This window comes from Gabonia massiliensis (genome assembly GCF_001403595.1).
GTDB lineage: Bacteria > Bacteroidota > Bacteroidia > Bacteroidales > Coprobacteraceae > Coprobacter > Coprobacter secundus.
In genome coordinates this window covers 1,575,214-1,594,267 of the sequence record NZ_LN877940.1, presented here as the reverse complement: position 1 = coordinate 1,594,267, position 19,054 = coordinate 1,575,214, and the positions used below count along the sequence as shown (strand labels likewise).

At 46.0% G+C, this 19,054-nt stretch carries 12 protein-coding genes; all 12 read right to left on the bottom strand.

Annotated features, from left to right (window positions below; all coding sequences use genetic code 11):
- Window positions 1-3: 3 nt before the first annotated feature.
- The 12 genes from BN2628_RS16010 to BN2628_RS15955 all read right to left on the bottom strand — a co-directional run bounded on the left by BN2628_RS16010 (window position 4) and on the right by BN2628_RS15955 (window position 19,039).
- The gene (locus BN2628_RS16010) at window positions 4-1,416 is read right to left on the bottom strand and encodes an FAD-dependent oxidoreductase (RefSeq protein WP_055100010.1); all 1,413 of its coding nucleotides are present in this window, start codon (window positions 1,414-1,416) and stop codon (window positions 4-6) included.
- 5 nt (window positions 1,417-1,421) lie between these two features.
- The gene (locus BN2628_RS16005) at window positions 1,422-2,819 is read right to left on the bottom strand and encodes an FAD-dependent oxidoreductase (RefSeq protein WP_055100008.1); all 1,398 of its coding nucleotides are present in this window, start codon (window positions 2,817-2,819) and stop codon (window positions 1,422-1,424) included.
- A 12-nt stretch (window positions 2,820-2,831) separates the two neighbouring features.
- Entirely contained in the window at window positions 2,832-3,515 is a 684-nt protein-coding gene (locus tag BN2628_RS16000; protein ID WP_021931101.1) for an SGNH/GDSL hydrolase family protein, read from the bottom strand.
- Window positions 3,516-3,537: 22 nt separating this feature from the next.
- Window positions 3,538-4,221 (bottom strand): SGNH/GDSL hydrolase family protein, encoded by a 684-nt coding sequence (locus BN2628_RS15995; RefSeq protein WP_021931100.1) that lies wholly within the window; start codon window positions 4,219-4,221, stop codon window positions 3,538-3,540.
- Window positions 4,222-4,224: 3 nt separating this feature from the next.
- Window positions 4,225-5,685: an FAD-dependent oxidoreductase gene (locus tag BN2628_RS15990; protein WP_055099998.1), complete on the bottom strand. Its 1,461-nt coding sequence runs from the start codon at window positions 5,683-5,685 to the stop codon at window positions 4,225-4,227.
- Window positions 5,686-5,697: 12 nt separating this feature from the next.
- Complete coding sequence (locus BN2628_RS15985; RefSeq protein WP_055099994.1) at window positions 5,698-7,110, bottom strand: FAD-dependent oxidoreductase; 1,413 nt, start codon at window positions 7,108-7,110, stop codon at window positions 5,698-5,700.
- 112 nt (window positions 7,111-7,222) lie between these two features.
- Window positions 7,223-7,813, bottom strand: coding sequence for a hypothetical protein (locus BN2628_RS15980; protein ID WP_055099987.1), 591 nt, complete (start codon window positions 7,811-7,813; stop codon window positions 7,223-7,225).
- Window positions 7,814-7,980: 167 nt separating this feature from the next.
- Window positions 7,981-10,002 (bottom strand): SGNH/GDSL hydrolase family protein, encoded by a 2,022-nt coding sequence (locus tag BN2628_RS15975; RefSeq protein WP_021931096.1) that lies wholly within the window; start codon window positions 10,000-10,002, stop codon window positions 7,981-7,983.
- A gap of 79 nt (window positions 10,003-10,081) precedes the next feature.
- A complete protein-coding gene (locus BN2628_RS15970; RefSeq protein WP_055099983.1) occupies window positions 10,082-12,043 on the bottom strand; it encodes a T9SS type A sorting domain-containing protein in 1,962 nt (653 codons plus the stop codon).
- 11 nt (window positions 12,044-12,054) lie between these two features.
- Window positions 12,055-13,764 carry a RagB/SusD family nutrient uptake outer membrane protein gene (locus BN2628_RS15965; RefSeq protein ID WP_257606521.1) on the bottom strand — a complete coding sequence of 570 codons (1,710 nt, stop codon included), beginning with the start codon at window positions 13,762-13,764 and terminating at the stop codon, window positions 12,055-12,057.
- 18 nt (window positions 13,765-13,782) lie between these two features.
- Complete coding sequence (locus tag BN2628_RS15960; protein ID WP_055099970.1) at window positions 13,783-17,019, bottom strand: SusC/RagA family TonB-linked outer membrane protein; 3,237 nt, start codon at window positions 17,017-17,019, stop codon at window positions 13,783-13,785.
- 292 nt (window positions 17,020-17,311) lie between these two features.
- Window positions 17,312-19,039: a GxGYxYP domain-containing protein gene (locus tag BN2628_RS15955; protein WP_055099961.1), complete on the bottom strand. Its 1,728-nt coding sequence runs from the start codon at window positions 19,037-19,039 to the stop codon at window positions 17,312-17,314.
- Window positions 19,040-19,054 lie beyond the last annotated feature (15 nt).

The following is a 19,054-nucleotide window of genomic DNA, read 5'->3' as shown; positions in this document are numbered from 1 at the left end:
TTATTACTTAGAAGCATCAAACAATCCGTATCCCTCCAACTCCGACTGCAATTTACGAACATCTATATTTCGCACACTCGTCTTATTCAAAGATGCCATTGCCGCTGCCGTTCCCGCAGCCTCACCTATACTCGAACATATCGGCTGCACCCGGTAAGAGCTGTGAGCCAACCGTGTACCACTGATAATACGGCCGGCAGTCAGCAGGCCTTCCGTATCCAATGGGACCAAAGCACGGTAAGGAATACCGTAAGGCTTCACCTTACGTTTCACCTCCTCCGGAATATTCCACCCCCAGGCATCGATGGCATAACGTGCATCGGCAACCTTGTCATCAGGCTGCGTCCCATTAAAGAGGTCATCCACCGTAATTACCGTTTCACCCTTTATCCGGCGACATTCCCTGATTCCGATTTTCGGAGCCAAATGTACACAAAATCCGGCATCCTGCAGGTCTTGCATCATTTTCGACTGACCGGCAAGGGCTTTGGCCTGAGCCTCCGCCACCTGTACCGGGTCGGTCGTATCCTTACAAAACACACTTACGCCCCAATGTAGAAAAATACCGGTATTATTCCTATAAAACTCTTCCCGGTTCTGCTCCTGAGCCCACCGACGATGGTCATTTTCCAAAACACCCGATTTGAAACTGTCTATGGGGAAGCGGGCACCATTCCGTACCCTCTGGCTGATATACATTTGAGTACACGGTTGCACTTTCCCGTCACTCACTTCAAGACCATATGATTCACCGAAGTCACTCTTCGCCTCACTGCCATACATGACTTGGCAACCCGCCGTAGCAGCCACCAAGCCTGTGCCGGTCGCATCTATCGTTACCGGAGCCTCTATTTCTTGAAAGACCCCGTTTCGCATAACTCGTACACCCTTTACCCTGTTACGACTTCCCGAAGCCTCCACCAAAGTATCCACAACAGGAGCACCGCACATCAGAGTAATATTTTTCTGCTCAGCTATCATTCTCTGGTACGCCTGCTGAAAAGAAGACGGCATCCACCAATGATTCTTTCCATCACCGCCCGCCTCGCCGAATGTATCGGACGGACGTCCTCCCAACGGATAAGAACGGTTCAAGTCCTGCACCAGACGCCGAAACAATCCTACCCGAGGGCCACCACACATAAAGGTAACAAACATATCTACCGGAGCACCGCCCGGAGCCATATCCTCCTCTATCAGCACCACCCGCGCACCACTCCGCGCAGCAGCAATAGCTGCAGGAATACCTGCCGGGCCGGCCCCTACCACAATAACATCATATCTCAATCGGGGAAAAACGAGCCTGCCTCCCGAAAACAGCTTCCGGTTTTCAGCAAACACCATTGACGACGGCAACACACTGCACGCCACCCCAGCCCCTATACCTTTTATAAAATTACGTCTGTTTATAGCCATACCCTTTACTTTTTCAATGCGTCGAACAATCCCTTACTGTCCAAGTCAGCAACCAAAGCCTTCACGTCGATATCACGGACTCCCGTCTTATTCAATGCCGCCATAGCCGCTGCCGTACCTGCCGCCTCACCGATATTACTGCATATACGCTGCACCCGGTACGAGCTGTGTGCCAAGCGAGTACCGCTAATCACACGTCCGGCAGTCAACAACCCTTCGGTATTCAACGGAATCAAAGACCGATACGGGATACCATACATTTTCGTCTTCATATTTTTAGGCAATTTCATGCCCCAACAATCCATATAATAATGGGCATGAGCTACCGTGTCATCAGGCATAGAACCCTCCAACACATTATTTGCCGTCAATACATACTCCCCTTTTACCCTACGGCATTCCCGCACACCCAGCTTGGGAGCGATATGTACGGCAAATCCAGCTTCATGCAATTGGTCGAAACGCTCTTCATATTTTTCAAGACAATCTCTCTGTGCTTCCGCTATCTGTACCGGGTCGGTCGTATCCTCCACAGCGACAGACTGCCCCCAATGGAAAAAGATACCTGTCGCCCGTCTCTCCAGCTCCTCTTTTGTCAACCGGTTAGCACCGATATAACCATCCTCCGCTGCACTGCCTTTAAATCCGGCAGGAAATATGGCATCTTTACGAATACGTTCACTGATAAACATTTGAGTACACAGCTGTACTGCCCGGCTCGCCTTTTCCAATCCCACCGGCTCGCCAAAATCGCTCATCGCCTCAGAACCGTACATACATATGCATCCCGACATGGCAGCCACCACACCCGTACCCGTAGCATCTATCGTTACCGGAGCATACAATTCCTGAATATGCCCGTTACGGTAAATCCTGACACCCGTTACCCGATTGCGGTTGCCCTTACCTACCACCATCGTCCCGATAACGGGAGTCCCGCTCAACAAAGTTATATTCTTTTCTTTTCGGATATTCCGGCTCAGCAAGCGCACATATGCCGAAGGCAGAAAAAAACGCCAACCCTTAGGTTTTGTGCCCGACTCATAATTATATAAGCCATGGTCCCTAAGCAACTCCTGCTCCAGAGCTTTGGACATCCCGACCGACGGTTGCCCGAAAAGTGTCGTGACATACATATCTACCGGAGCACCACCGACTGCAAGGTCTTCCTCGACCAAAGCGACCTTGGCTCCCGCCTGAGCGGCCCGAATCGCTGCCGGAATACCACCGGGCCCCGCACCTACGACAATCACGTCAAAATTCAATACCGGATAAAAAGACACCGACTTGCGTCTCTCGGCAGGCGGAGTGGCCGCCATCAAATTCATACCGGGTGCCAAGGCACCGGCCAGAATGCCCGAACTCACCCCTTTTATAAAACTTCTCCTATCTAATGCACACATGACAAATCCTTTTTATTCCATTTCCAAAACCCGTATTACATTCGGTGCGATAATCTCCAAACCGCCTCTTTTCGTCGGATGCACGCCATCTCCTGCGAATTTGCGCAATTCAGGTACACCCTGCTCTTCAGCAATACGTACAAATGTCTCCGCCTCATCGATATACCGCAACTTTTGCTCCTTGGCTATCGACTCATACACTCCATTATATGCTTTCATCTCCGGACGATTCACCGCATTCTTGCCCAGCGGATATCCGCAAGGAGTATGCAGAAATATTTCACATGTTGGGTACCTTTCTTTTATACGAGTTATCAATAATTCGGTATTACGACGGCAATCCTCCTGCGATATATTGAAACGGGTTACGGCATCGTTGGTCGCAAACTCTATAATCACAGCATCCGGACGTTTCATAAGGACACTGTCTTCCAGATTTTTCAATGCCCAGTTCGAGTTTTGCCCGCTCCTACCCGTATTCAACACCGTCAAGCGATTACCATACTTCTTGTTCAACTCATCTTCGACTTTCTTCACCCACAAAGGCCCGTTCGGGCGCATGCTCGATATACTCGTGCCATAAACAACCAGCGTTTGAGTCCTGCCCGATTGCAAGTTCTTCACCAAATGCGACTGGGCAGACAGTAAAGAAACACTGAGTAGCATCACCACAATAAACACATACTTGCTTTTCATAATATCCGACACTTTTTACCCATTATTTCTTTCCGAATATAGCCTCCCACAACATAGGAACAAGCACCTCATTCGCAGCCTTCTTAGTAGGCAAGATGCCGTCCCTCTGATACTGTTTCAAACCCTCCTCTCCGAATTTTTCATATATCTCATTAAATATAACGGAAAAATCGGTCAAAATAATATCTTTCTTCTTGGCTATTTCACGACAAGAAGCATTAAACGCCGCTATCTCGGGCCGAGTTTCGGCAGCTTTGCCCAAAGGTCGCTCGGAGATTATATACAAAATAATCGTAGCATCCTGGTTCTGTTCCCGCAAATGGTCTATCATATACTCGGCGCAACGTCCCGAATACCAAGGCCAGTTATTGAACCGTAACACCGCATCATTCTCCGAAAAACCAAAAATCAGAAGGTCGGGATTACGCGTCAGCACCGAATCCTTAAAATTCTCGGTCGCCCAGAACGAACCTATCCCCGACTTGGAACAATTATAAAAATCCACTTTCCCGGGAAATCGCTTATCTAGTTTTCCCTGTAACTGCTCTACCCAAAAACGGTTAGACGGATTAATCGCCGCACTGGTTCCATAGAAAACGACTGTCTGCTTTTTTCCTGCCTTCAGGTTCTTTGAAAAAGTCGTCTGGGCATCCACCGAAAAAACAGACCACACTGCAACCAATATCAAAACAAAAAAACGGTTCATATCTTATTTATTTTTCCAGGGTTTATTATTAACATTCATATTCACATGACGATACCAGTCGAACAGACCTTTCTGGTCCAGCCGTTCCTGCAACTGGCGTACATCCAGATTACGCACTCCGGTCTTCTGCAAAGATGCCATAGCGGCAGCCGTACCCGCTGCTTCACCTATGGTAGAACAAATCGGCTGTACCCGGTACGAACTCATAGCCAGACGTGTACCGCTGATGATACGGCCGGCAGTCAGCAAACCTTCCGTTTGGGCAGGAATAAGACTGCGGTAAGGAATACCGTAAGGGCCCACGCTGTTCTTTATCTTGGCATCGACCTTCATCCCCCAAGGGTCTAACGAATACCAGGCATCAGCTACCTTATCATCATGCATTACCCCCTTGAGTACATCATCCACCGTAATCACATATTCACCTTTGATACGGCGGCATTCCCTGATTCCCAGCTTCGGAGCTACATGAGTTACATATCCCGCACTACGCAGTATTTCGAACTGAGGTTCCAGTTTCTTTATTGCTTGCCGGTGAGCTTCGGCTACCAACACGGAATCGGTCGTATCCTTACACTCTACAGTTGCCCCCCAGTGTAGATAAATGCCCGAGTCTATCTCGGCAAATTCCTGGGGAGTCTGCTGGGATGCCCATTTCACATTATCATGATCCAACACCCCCGTTTTGAACGCTTCGAGCGGGAACTCCGCATCACTGCGTGTCCGTTGGCTGATATACATCATCGTACACGGCTGTACCCGTCCATCACTCTTTTCCAGACCGATACTCTCATTAAAATCTTTTCGGGCATCACTTCCGTAAAAGTATTCGCAGCCGGCCTTTGCAGCTACCAGCCCCGTACCCGTCGCATCTATCGTTACAGGAGCCTCGATTTTCTGCAACATGCCTTGACGCATCACACAAACACCGTAAACCTGATTGCGATTTCCCTTGGCTGCAACCAATGTATCCACCACAGGAGAAGCACACATCAAAGTAATGTTCTTTTCCGACTCGATAAATCCGTCCAGTACCTGAACAAATGCCGACGGTAACCACCAGTGTTGCTTTCCGTCCCAGGCCCAATCTTTTATCGTACTGCTGGGCGTTATGCTCAACGAATGTTTCCGGTTCAGCTCCTTAATCATATCAAGAAAAACACCGATTCTCGGAGCACCGCACATATAAGTCACATACATATCCACCGGAGCACCACCCGGCAGCATATCTTCTTCCAACAATATTACTTTCGCACCTTCACGGGCAGCAGCAATGGCAGCAGGAATACCGGCAGGGCCGGCACCTACGACAATGACATCACACTTCAGCGTCGGCAACTTGAACAACCTCTCGTCCTTCGTATTCAATGACTTATCCGAAGCCCAAAGAGACGTCCCGGGAATTGCCGTACATGCAGCTCCTAAACCCAAACTCCGGATAAATTGTCTTCTATTTATAGCCATACTCTTCTTTTATTACTTTATACCCTCAAAAAGTCCCATACGTATAAGTCTTCCCTGCAAATCTTTTATGTCGATAGAACGAAGCCCCGTTTTCTGCAATGCCGACATAGCCGCCGCTGTTCCCGCTGCCATTCCGATATTGGAACAAATCGGCTGTACCCTAAGAGAACTATGGGCCACCCGCGTAGCACTGACGATACGCCCGGCAGTCAGAAGCCCTTCGGTATTCAACGGTACCAGACAACGGTACGGAATACCATACGGCCCTATATGTTTCATCTCTTCCGGAATCTTCATTCCCCAAACGTCAAATGAATAATGAGCATTCGCTATCTTGTCATCAGGCATGACCCCTTGAATCAAATCATTAGCCGTCAACACATACTCGCCTTTGATGCGGCGTACCTCCCTTACCCCGATTTTCGGAGCCAAATGTACCGCATATCCGGCCTCATGCCAAATAGCCAGATTCTCACGCAACTTATCCAGAGCTTCCATCTGGGCTTGGGCCAATAACAACGGGTCGCGGGTATCCTTACAATAAACCGTCTTTCCCCAATGCAGATAAATACCGGCATCACGACGTATCATATCCTCCTTATCCGGAGCCGTTACCCAACGGTTCAGATTATCCTCCACGGCACTGCTGCCTTTTAACTTATCGATAGGCAGAACAGCATTCCGTTTTATCCGCTCACTAATGAGCATCCAAGTACAAGGTTGTACCTTCCCGTCGGCAACTTCAATACCTACAGGCTCGTTATAGTCACTTTTGGCCTCGCTACCGTACATGTATTCGCATCCGGCAAGGTCGGCGACCAGCCCGTTACCCGTCGCATCGATAGTCACTGCCGCCTCTATATCCTGATACTCTCCATTACGCATTATCCTGACACCTGTCACCCGATTCCTGTTTCCGTCAGCCTTTACACTGACCCCGACGACCGGAGCACCGCACATCAAGGTAAGATTAGGCTCCTTATCTATCATATTATAAATGACCTCGGCAAACGAACCGGGCATCCACCAATGATTCTTCCCGTCACTGCCGGTCTTCCCGAATGTAGAACAAGGCTTTCCTCCTATAGTATGATGAGTATTCAGTTCCTGAATCATTTCCCGAAATACTCCTACTCGGGGAGAACCGCATATAAAAGGCACATACATGTCCACCGGAGCACCACCCGGCATATTATCTTCCTCCAGCAAAATAACCTTTGCCCCCTGGCGGGCCGCTGCAATAGCGGCAGGTACTCCACCGGGACCCGCACCTACAACGGCTACATCACATTTCAACTTCGGATATTTGGCCTTTGCCTTCTCTCCCCTTTTTTCCCCGGCAGCCCATACCGAAGACGGAGCCACGATACCCAAAGCCATCCCCGCAGCCATCTTGGCTAAGAAATCTCTCCTGTCATTTCTCATAATCAATTCTTTAAATTCTTTCGGTACACCAAAAACATCCCAAAAGGATAAACACTTTATCTTCCTTGCATACTTCCTCCGGTATATACACCTCTGGAGAAACATCAGACTTCTACAAGACGGTCTTTACTACCTGTATCGAATTTACATAAATCAACCCTGCCTGCTCGTCCCGAGAATGCTCAAACGAAATGACCGATTCCGACCGACCGTTTTTGATTTCAAACTCGAAAAGTTCATACCCTCGGCCGAATGGTTTTCCGTTCTTTCCTGTCCGGGCCACAATCTCTCCTATCTCCTTCCCGTCTACCGATATTTTCAAAATCCCCGTTTTGTTCGAGCCGGAAGTTGCAGAAACTTTCAATACGACTTTCTCGTTTTTATCCGATTTCAGATTCATTGCCGGCAAAGCCAAATAACCACAATTTTCATCCCCTTCGGCCGACTTTCCGAAACGGACGGATTTGCCTAAATACGACATATTCCCCGTCATGAAAACCTGAGCAAATACATTTCTCGACACACAGTCCTCTCCCGCTGCCGACACCCAATTATGAGGGGCGTTTCCTACTGACATTTCTTTCGAAGCCGAAACTTTAAAATCATCGCATTTCAAATCAAACAATGTCGAAGTTCCGGTCTGCCCCGAAACAGATAAAACAGAAGCACAAAACAAAACAATAAATAAGAAGTGCGTTTTCATACGTATATATACTTTTTTGAAATATTATTTTACTGCAATTTTAATCCTCAATAGCCAATAACCGGGTTAACATACGGATTAATACCCCCTTTTTTCATTAACCCCGAATGATTTTTGACCTTTTTGTAAAAAATGGCAGGACTCGGCCCGCCATTTTCCAAACACTACTACATCTTCATAATTTTATGACTGCTTATATGGCCCGAACTGTCTTTCTTTATCAAAATATAAGAACCGGCAGCCAATCCCGACACATCGATACGAGACGACGGTTGCGACATCCCGTACACCAATCCGCCATTCAGATTATATATCTCTACCGAACGGTTATTCTCACCGATATAAATTTCAGAAACAAACGGATTGGGATATACAGCATTCCCCTTATCGGCAGATGACTCTTCCATACCCGACACAATATCATCCTCACGATATACACGGATAGAATTCACATATATAAAATCTCCATTTACCGTTCTGGTATGTGTAAAGTTGATTTTAGAAGCTTCCGTCCCGTTCTTCACGTCAAACTTGAATGTATAATAAGTCGCACCGAAAGGCTCTCCATTATTTCCCGTAGCCGCCTCTATCTTGCCTACCTCATTTCCATCGACATCCACAGTCAACGTTCCGTTCTTCTCTCCTCCGCATGTTGCCGATACTTCTATCACTACTTTCTTTCCCTCCGGAGCCGTCAAGTCCAGTTCCGGCGTAGTAGCACTTCCGTTATACGGAACAAAATCTGTCGACCCAGAAGGAACATTCCGGCCAAAACGAACACTTTTACCCAGATAAGCATTTGCCCCACTCATCACCTGGGCAAATACATTTGCCGATGTCCACTCCATACCCGATGCAGAAAGCCAGTTATGGGGAGCCTTTGCCACCGACATTTCTGTCGATGCCGATGTCGTAAAGACATTACAATCCAAAGTAAGAATATCAGGTTCCACAACATCTTCCACAGACACTTTTATCGAATTTACATAAATATATCCCGCAGCTTCGGTACGAGAGTGGACAAACGAAATCTTCGACAATTCAGTCCCGTCGGTAAGTTCATACTCAAAAAGATAGTAGGCTGCGCCAAACGCTGCACCATTATTTCCATCGGTAGCCGCCTCAATCTTGCCTATTTCTTTACCGTCCAGTTTGACTGTCAAAGTCCCAGTCTTGTTACTGCCGGCAGTCGCGGAGACTCTCAACATAATTTTCTTCCCCTGTACAGGTCTCAAATCCATTCCAGGCAATGTCAACGAGCCGGTACTGGCCAAAGCAGAAGCACCGAATCGGATACTTTTACCCACAAAAGTAAGATTGGCATTTGTCACATTCTGCGCATACACATATTCAGATTCACACACTTTATCACATGCCGACAACCAATTATACGGAGCACTTGCTACAGACATCTCCGTAGAAGAATTCTGCTCGAAGTAGTCGCATTTCAATTCAAACAGAGGTTTGCTCTCCGCAGGAATATCCACGGTAGAAAGTCCCGTCAGAAGAGAATTCAGCACATTCGGATAAATAACCTCCATAGCTCCTTTCAATGTAGGATGCACACCATCGGCCGTATAAGTCTTGAGCAAATCAAGATTCTCTGTACCCATTGTATAGAAAAACGCTGACTCATCTACCCATATATACCCGTTAGACTCTGCCAGCTCCTCATACACGGCATTATACTTTTGCATATCCGGACGCGGAGTAGCACCTCCTGTACCTCCTTCAGAAGCAACAATAGGATAACCGCATGGCGTATGCAAGATAATTTCACAATCAGGATTCACCTCCAGAATACGGGCAATCAACTCTTCCGTATTCGTCTTGCATTGCTCTACCGATACCCCTTTGCTCTCGACAGCATCATTCGTTGTAAACTCGATAAGTACTGCATCCGGGTTATAGACCAACACGCTGTCTGCCAGATTGGCCAATGCCCAAGTAGAACATTCACCGCTCCGTCCCTTATTCAACAAAGTAAGATGATTATTATACAGACCGTTCAATTTATCACCGACAGCTCCGACCCAAACCGGGCCATTGCCCATTCTCGTTATACTGGTACCATAAACAACCAAAGTCTGGTCTTTACCTTCCGACAGACTCTTTACCAATCGGGACTGTCCGAAACTCATTGCCGTACATCCCATCAAGGCAAACAACAGAAATACAATTTTTTTCATAAGCATCTTTTTATATTTACGATATATTATATAAGCGGGAATACGGACAATCCCGAATCCCGAGACTAACACTTTATTTTCAATGCCTCACATACTTAAATGTACGGACACCCTTTTCCATACTTACACGAACCACATAAATCCCGGTATCCAAACCGGACAAATCGCAATAAGAAGAATTTATAGACCGGTCATATACCCTCATCCCCGATAATGTCATGACCGATACTTGCTTGCCACCCTCGCCATTTATATATAATCCGGCCGGCAATATCGTCACACCATTCCCGTCAGCATCCGGACTCTCGAAAGAGAGACTCCCGTCATAATCTTCGATTACCTTTTCTGTTTCCTCCGGATAATTTTTCATTCGGATACGCCACAACAACTCTTCAATAGATACGATTTTGATATTGGGTGACAGGCGTTCTTTGGTCCACATAACCGGTGTAACACCTCTCAACGCTCCCACATCCCCGGACGAAGCATCCGAAACAGAACCATCCGGATTCTGCTTGAAATATGACCAGGCATGTACGACTGTCCAAGCAATAGTTCTCTCCTCAGACAAAGCCCCTTCATTAATCAAGGCCGCTATCTCTTGGGGATTGCCCGACCCTTTCCTGTCCAGATTTGCCCACAACTGGTACTTGGCCGTGACGACGGGAATGTGTATCCCCTCCCTGTTTTCTACCCAGTAAACAGCACCGTCACCTCCATTATAAGGCACATACTGCACGACAACAATACCCACCAAATCATCTATCATTTCAGCATACATCCGATAAGCTTCCAAAGCCTCATCACTATCGGTATTACCCCGGGTGATAAATCCCAAGACCTTTACACCCGACCTCTTCATCCGCTCTCCCACTTCGGCAATAAAAGTTCGGCATACACTCTCCTGCTTATCCCCCTGTAACGAAGCAAAACGATCAGGATACTGGTATCCTCCCCCATACTCTATCAGGCTGCCCGGTACATGATTGGCTTTCTGTACATAATAACTCCAAGCATCAGGGCACATCTGTGACAAATTTACCGGACAGGAAGTCCAGCTCATCGGTATCTCTCCGATAGCAGGATTGCACCAGTACTCATCCAGCATAGGCACACTCGTAGCCTGTATCATCATATTATCACCGTCACTCAAAACAAAAGAATGAAAATGCGAATCGTCTGCCCAGTCGATATGGCGCGGATCCATATTCTTGTGAACAGCCACCGGCCGCACAGATGCCCCCGCAGATAAAACAGGCATATTGCATATCGTGGCACCCGTCGTAAAATGCCCGTACTTCGTAGCCAGTTCCACATGTGCCCCCTCGTCTCCCTCGTTCCATCCCACTATCGGTGCAGGAGCCTGTATCCAGGACAATATCTCTGTATAAAAAGCATCTGTCCCCCAATATACCATACAACTATGAGCGATTGCCATATCGCGCTGCTTATAATCATCTGGAGCAATAGTCACAATCATACGGTTGTTCAACCGGTCCTTCAAAGACAACCACTCCGAACGAAAAGAAGAACCGGTCGTGTAAGGTCGTGCATCCTTCAAGCAAAATAACCCGTGGGCAACAGCCTCATCCTCCATCGATTCCTCGATAAGGACGGCATCGTGCAAAGCCGCATACACCGTCGCAGCATTCACCGAATAGTCACCCTCCTTATACAAAATATAACCATCTATCAAATCCTGCGATTTCATGCGGTCTACCACCGACCACACATTCATATACCCCAAGTCTTTGACCTCCGGATTTCTGGTAAACAAAGAATCAAGCCAAGCCAAGTACCCTTTACCGGTGACATGAATCCAAATCAATTCATCCCCAAGTTCCTCATTGACTGCCCTGGCTGCCAGCCCGGACAAAGATTCCGTCAGATTACGCTCTTTCAAAGTAGAACATCTCACCTTGATAATCTTAGACGGCATCCGCTGCTCAGGCCACCAGCCGTTACTTGACGATAACCCGTCAGTCACATGACAGGATATCATCAAAAACAGCAATATGACTTTGAAACGTATGTCTTTCATATAAAGCCCCATTAATAACCGGGATTCTGGTACATACCCGCTTTATTTTCCGAATTATCTATCTCATATTGAGGAACAGGTAACAAATAATTCTTTTTCGGGTCAAAATTCGTTTTGATATTGTTTGCCTCATTACGGGCTTTCAAGAAATGCTCGAACATTCCTGTACGGGCAAGGTCATGACGGCGCCAAAATTCAAAACAAAGTTCCCGCGAACGCTCCTTCATCAGCTCTTCAAAAGTCAGGGACTCTATCGTATAATTCTCAAATCCCGGAGTCTCAGCTTCCGTAATAGGAACACCTGACTCGTTCAACCCCCTGGCCCTCTGCACAATACGATTCACAGCATTCAATCCGGTCGATTTCACTTTACCCCCATTCAGAGCCATTTCAGCCTCAGCATACATCAACAGTACATCAGCAAAGCGCAAGGCTATGATATTATTCGGACAGTTCGAATAGATATACTGCATCGGATAGTCCCTCCAGCTATCTCCCCATCTGTACTTTGTCGCCGAGCTGTAATTTACCAGCTTCGTATTATTATTCAATGTATAATCCGTTTCCGCCGGAGTCCCCTTAATGCCCGAAAGCGCACTAATAGGTTCTATCTTGGTCGGTTCTCCCGTCTTGGCATTATAGCGCAATAGAGAATCCATCACATTCCAGTTCTTGCGCTTATCATATGTCCAGTGCTTATAATAACCGCGGAACGAAGGAATGGAATTGATAGCGTACTGGCCGCCCAAGCAGCAATAACGCCAACCGCCTGCCGTCTGCGAATATCCGGCATTGGCCAAGCCCATTTCCTTAGACCACTGCGTCCCATAAGGCTCTGTCGCACTAAACTGGATTTCCCAAATCGACTCCTTATTTGTATTCTTATTCTCGATTTTGAACACATCCTCATATTCAGGCAGCAAATCACGACCACTATTGTCGATAATCTCACCCAGCAAACGATACGCTTTGCCATATAAATCCTCCGACGACTCGGCAATACGGGCATACCCCTCGACTTTGGCAGCCTCCTTTGCCGAAGCCATCGTCAAATATACCTTTGCCAATAAAGTCTTGGCCGCCCAGTGATTGGCATGACCATCGGAAATTTCCGTCGGTAAGACCCCATCGGCAGAAGCAAATTCCAAATCTTCGATAATCTGTTTATACACATCGGCCAGAGGAGAACGAGGTACCGTATAGTCAAACTCAACTGTCTTATTGACTATCAACGGCAAGTCACCGAACATCTGTACCAGTTGGAAATAAGACCATGCCCGTAAAAAACGGACCTCACCCATACATTGGTTTCTGTCCTTTTCGGTAATATCAGTTATCTTGGGAGCTGCATCCAGTATTACATTGGCCTGCCCTATCACATAATAATAACGAGCCCAGAATTCTCCGATACAACCTTCTGACGATGTATAAGTATAACGGTCCACTGCACTCCGTACATTCGTATTGGCCGTCCGGTAGCACAACTCATCTGTACCAAGCATAGTCAAGAATATAGGAGTATCGGTATTGATCACATACAGATTGATAATCTTGGAATAAACCCCGACGACCCCGGCCTTCAAAGTCTTCGTATCTACATAATAATTCTTATCCGTATATACCGAATCCGGATTTTCTTGCAAAAAATCGCATGAGCTCAGAAATACCCCCGCAAACAATGGTACAATAGCCCATTTATATATCTTATTCATAGATTTCATAACACATCCCTTTCTTGATTAAAAACTAACATTTACACCGAACGAGAAAGCCCTCGCACGAGGATAAGAACCATAATCGAGACTCGGCATAATATCGCCGATACCGTTCTGGCGAGTATTCACTTCCGGGTCAAACCCGTAATACTTCGTCCATACAAACAGATTCCTTCCGGTAAGGAACAACCGTAGACCTCCCAAGTGAAGTTTTGCAAGAGTCTTTCTATTGAAATCATAGGCCAACGTGATATCACTCAGCCGCAGGAAAGACCCATCTTCAATAAACTCCGACAAACAGTAATTCTCTGCTACCCCACCCGGCAAGCGGTATTTGCCATTCGGATTGCCTTGATACACCAGATTCCCATTCAAATCATACAAAGTCGGAGTATATGAATCCAGAAGATGGCGGGTTTGGTTATAATTTTCCCGGCCCGCATCCAACGTCGCCAGATTGGCATTAAACACATCTACCCCATAACTGTACTGGAAAATAGCACTCAGGCTAAAACCTTTATACCCGGCCGATAAAGAAAAACCTCCCGAAAAATCAGGCTCTCCTTTTCCGATAATCGTTTTATCATCCGACGTTATTTTGCCGTCATTATTCACGTCGATAAACCGATGGTCTCCCGGTCGTAAATCCGCCTTCTTAATCGACAACGCTTCATAATTGTCGGGCAAAGCATCTATCTCGGCCTGAGAAGTATAGACTCCGTCTACTTTGTAGCCGTACCATTGGCCTAACGGTTGTCCTTCCCGAATAACGACCACATTACCCGAACCGGAAATCACTTTCGGGTCAAAAAACATTTCTCCGCCCGGGATGCTCAATACCTTCGAACGATTGAAAGCAATATTGAAGTCAGCGTTGAAATAAAAATCACGTGTATTTACAATCTGGCCGCCGATAGTAACTTCTAACCCTTTGTTCTGGATATTACCGATATTGGCCCAGGCTTTCTTATATCCCGAATAATAAGGAGCATTACGCTCAAGCAACAAATCTTTTGTCCGCTTCAAGTAAGCATCCACCGTAACCGTCAGACGATTATCGAAAAATCCCATATCAAGTCCTACATCGTACTGAGCTGTGGTTTCCCATTTCAAATCTTTATTCTCCGGCCTGTCGAGAACTACACCATAAGTCGGTTTATCTCCCGACATCGGTGCAAAAGAGGTAGAAAGTGTAGACAAGGTTCGAAAAGCAGGAATTGCCGTATTTCCGCTCCTTCCGGCACTTAACCTCAACTTCAGATTACTGAAAATATCCAGTTCCTTGATAAACTCTTCTTCATTGATACGCCAGCCGAAAGCTGCCGAAGGGAAATATCCCCACTTATTGTTGTCACCGAAACGGGAAGAACCGTCGGCACGCATAGTCGCTGTCAACAGATAACGGTCTTTGAAGTTATACTCTGCACGACCCAAAAACGAAAGCATCTGATACGGATTTTTTGAAGAATAAGATTCCGGAACGAGAGGAGACGTTCCCTGTCCCATGGCATTGGCACCCAAATTTTCAACAGTAAAATTTTGATTCTCAGCCCACAAATAATTATCGACATATTTTTCTACCGTCATACCGGCCATTATCTTCAACTTATGTACCTTCTTTATCGTAGTATTATAATATACCAAGTCCTCATTCATCAATTTGGTAATAGCCGTACGGTCCTGTATAGCCCTGCCATTCTGTTTTACCCCCTGAGAAACAGTCTTCGGATAATACGTCTTATTGTCATTGTTATTATACACATACGTACCCGTCACCCGTACCATCCAGTGTTTGTTGATATTATAATCCAGCCCGAGCCGGGTAATCAAACTATGTCTGAACCGGTCTTTCGTTATATGCTTGGCCTGGTAATAAGGATTGCTGCTCACATCGGCCATCGCCTCATCCTCATTATTGTTTACGTCGTTTTCCTCCAAACCTTTAGTAGGTATTTGCCGTAGCATACTGGTCGTAACTCCGTCGGAAGAGCCGGTTGCCAAACCATCATAACTGGTACGTGTCACGGAAACATTCGCATTCAACTTAAACTTCGAGCTCAATTTTTGCTCCAAATTCACACGCCCGGCAAACTTCTCAAATCCGCTGTACACAACGATACCTTGCTGGTTCAGATAATTACCCATCACAGAAAACTTCGTATTCTTGCTTCCCCCGCTTACCGTCAGGCGATACTCCTGTACCAAAGCATTTCTGAACATGGCATCTTGCCAATCGGTATTCGTAGAATCCGCATAAGACTCATAATTCTTGTACGGAATGTCATTCTTTGCCACCCAGTAATTGCCCTCTCCCGCAACAGGAGAATCCACAAACACATCGTTAAGCGGGTCGTTCAGTATATCGTCAGTCATCTCGTCCCGCTTATAATACTGCCAGCTCGACTGATATTTCATACGAGCATATTCCCGGCTATTCATCATATCATATTTACGAGTAGCCTGCTGAAAACCAAAAGAAGCATATAAGTCAACTTTGGTCTTTCCCTCATGCCCTCCTTTGGTGGTGATAATAATAACTCCATTAGCCCCACGAGAACCGTAGATTGCAGTACTGGAAGCATCTTTCAGAATCTCTATCGACTCCACATCTCCGGGACTCAAATCCAGCGCATCCTCACATATAATACCATCTATTACATAAATAGGCGTACTGCTGGCATTTACCGAACTCGCCCCACGAATGCGAATCGTATATTCCGACCCCGGTGTTCCGTCATTCTGCGTAATCTGCAAACCGGCAGCCTTCCCTTTGATAGCATCTTCTATCGATGTAATGACACGGTCCGATACCACATCTTTCGAAATAGAAGAAACCGAACCGGTCAAATCGGACTTTTTCACTTGACCGTAACCGATAACGACAACTTCATCCAGGTCATTCCGGTCTTCAGTCATCGTCACATCAACCTGAGTTCTATTATTCACACGAACTTCAGAAGGCATCATTCCCACATAGGTAAATACCAATACTGCATTAGCAGTATTGGCCTTTATCGAATACACACCGTCTACATTGGTTATAGTACCTGTTTTGGTACCCTTCACCAATATAGATACACCCGGGAGTCCTTCCCCGTCTTTATCGGTCACTTTACCCGTTATTTGCTTCACACTGCTTTGAGCAGTAGCACTCATGAGAGCGACGCAAAATAAAAACAGAAATAAAAAATATTTTCTGAACGGAATCCCCATCTTTTCCCTCCATACAGAGAAAAAACAAATTTCATGTTGTTCACTCATAACTTATTAGGATATTAGATTTTACATTACATAAACAAAAAATAAATAATATTATACTATTTATCTATACCATTAATACTTACAAAAACTACCTCCATGAATAATAATTTAACATTTTATTACAAAAAGATTCACTTATCAAAACTACATATTTATTCATTTATTAATAACGCAAACTGCGATGAATAATAGACCGTATCTTTCATGATTTTCATAATCAAATATAAATATCGATTCATAAAAGTCGGGTTAAAACAAGGGTTAAACGCATCATTATTTCATTAACCCGAGTCTATTTCGAGAATACCATTTCCCGCTCCGAGACCGGTTTTTCATCATTCTTCATTCTCAGCCTCCAGAGCAATTCTTCTACCGGTACCACCTTCACTTTCTTATTCAGTAACTGTTTGCACCAGTACACCGGAGTAACCCCTCGTACACCTTTTTTCCCATTAGCCGCAACATCAATAACTTTATCACCGTTTTTACCGAACCTCGACCAGGCATGCACAATAGTCCAACCGAGCACCGGCCCTTCCGTCTCACATACCTCCACATCCCGGTTTATCGCCTCAGCGACTCTCGAAGGATTGCCCGAACCCTCCGTATTCAGATTTGCCCATATCTGGGTCTTCGCCGACAATACGGGAATATCATTATTCTTTCGGTCTTTTACCCAGAAAACTCTGCCATGTCCCCCATTATAAGGAACATATTGTACAGCAATCATCCCTGCCACATCCTCCAGCTCTTCCGCAAAAATACGATAAGCACGAAGAGCATCGTCCGAGTCTACTTTATGGCATATAAAACCAAATGTTTTGACCCCCGTTTTCTTCATATGCACATTGACCATACGGGCAAACTCTCGTAATAACTCGTCTGCATTCTGTCGTTTCGAAGCAAACAGGTCCGGATAATAATATCCCCCGCCATATTCCACCACCGAAACATTTTTAGGCTGGCTCTCGACCAAGACATTCAAGACATCCGGAGCCGCCATCGACAGATTGACTACACACGAAGTAAAAGACATCGGAATATCCCCGTTATACATATTATTCCAGTAATCCGGGCTGTTGACAAACCCGCCGAAAGTCCATTGCATATTATCCCCGTCGCTCATTACGAAAGAATGATACACCGCATTTTCATTGGCATCTATTTTCTTAGGATTCACAGACTTCAGTTTCACCACTTTCTCATTTCCCCGAATCGACAGCATAGGTAAATTCATGCACCAGTCCGATGCCGTATTTATCAATCCCCATCTGGAACAAGGCTCTATATGCTGAAATTCAGGTCCCGAGTTCCACCCTATTACAGGCGAAAGCGGACGTACCCATTCCAAAATAGAATGTAACAGTGGGCTTACTCCATAATATACCATTGCTTTATGAGCAATGGCATAATCCCGGTTATTTCCGGCAACCGGATTTGCCAAAACAATGAGTCGGTTATTCAGTTCCGACTTATATTGATTAAACCACCCCTCGTCCAGATTCACGTTGCACGCATCATACAACTTTACCAATCCCAGCCGGAGTGCATCCTCTTCTTGAGTCTTATCTATCAAAACACCCTTCAAAATACCGGCCTGTACTGTAGCTGCATTTATAGAATTATCCTTTCGAGTACAATCATACAATACATAGCCCCTTACATACCCGGTATCTTTGAACCGTTTTACGAGAGACCATACGTCGAAACTACCGGATTCTCTCACCTTCAGCCTCTTTCTCCAAGCCTTGTAATACAACCCGTAATCCTCGACCCGGGTCTCTATCCACACCCCTTCCTCTCCGATGCCCTCATTCACCGCTTGGGCAGCAAGGCCACACAAAGATTGGGCAAGATTCATCTCCCGTATATCATTATAACGGGATAAAGTGCATTTTAATATGTAATCCGGCTTTTTTTGTTCGGGCCACCAACTTTCGACGGTAGAGGCAACAGCCCGAAACGAGCATACCGACAACCATCCTACAAGAAAAATACTTCCAATAATTTTAATCTTCATATGATATAAATTTGT

What these genes read in the sequence shown, in the direction of transcription:
- BN2628_RS15955 (WP_055099961.1), bottom strand. Translation starts at nt 19,039, where the DNA reads ATGAAGATTAAAATTATTGGAAGTATTTTTCTTGTAGGATGGTTGTCG.
- BN2628_RS15990 (WP_055099998.1), bottom strand. Translation starts at nt 5,685, where the DNA reads ATGGCTATAAATAGAAGACAATTTATCCGGAGTTTGGGTTTAGGAGCT.
- BN2628_RS15960 (WP_055099970.1), bottom strand. Translation starts at nt 17,019, where the DNA reads ATGAGTGAACAACATGAAATTTGTTTTTTCTCTGTATGGAGGGAAAAG.
- BN2628_RS15970 (WP_055099983.1), bottom strand. Translation starts at nt 12,043, where the DNA reads ATGAAAGACATACGTTTCAAAGTCATATTGCTGTTTTTGATGATATCC.
- BN2628_RS16000 (WP_021931101.1), bottom strand. Translation starts at nt 3,515, where the DNA reads ATGAAAAGCAAGTATGTGTTTATTGTGGTGATGCTACTCAGTGTTTCT.
- BN2628_RS15995 (WP_021931100.1), bottom strand. Translation starts at nt 4,221, where the DNA reads ATGAACCGTTTTTTTGTTTTGATATTGGTTGCAGTGTGGTCTGTTTTT.
- BN2628_RS15975 (WP_021931096.1), bottom strand. Translation starts at nt 10,002, where the DNA reads ATGAAAAAAATTGTATTTCTGTTGTTTGCCTTGATGGGATGTACGGCA.
- BN2628_RS15965 (WP_257606521.1), bottom strand. Translation starts at nt 13,764, where the DNA reads ATGAAATCTATGAATAAGATATATAAATGGGCTATTGTACCATTGTTT.
- BN2628_RS16005 (WP_055100008.1), bottom strand. Translation starts at nt 2,819, where the DNA reads ATGTGTGCATTAGATAGGAGAAGTTTTATAAAAGGGGTGAGTTCGGGC.
- BN2628_RS15985 (WP_055099994.1), bottom strand. Translation starts at nt 7,110, where the DNA reads ATGAGAAATGACAGGAGAGATTTCTTAGCCAAGATGGCTGCGGGGATG.
- BN2628_RS16010 (WP_055100010.1), bottom strand. Translation starts at nt 1,416, where the DNA reads ATGGCTATAAACAGACGTAATTTTATAAAAGGTATAGGGGCTGGGGTG.
- BN2628_RS15980 (WP_055099987.1), bottom strand. Translation starts at nt 7,813, where the DNA reads ATGAAAACGCACTTCTTATTTATTGTTTTGTTTTGTGCTTCTGTTTTA.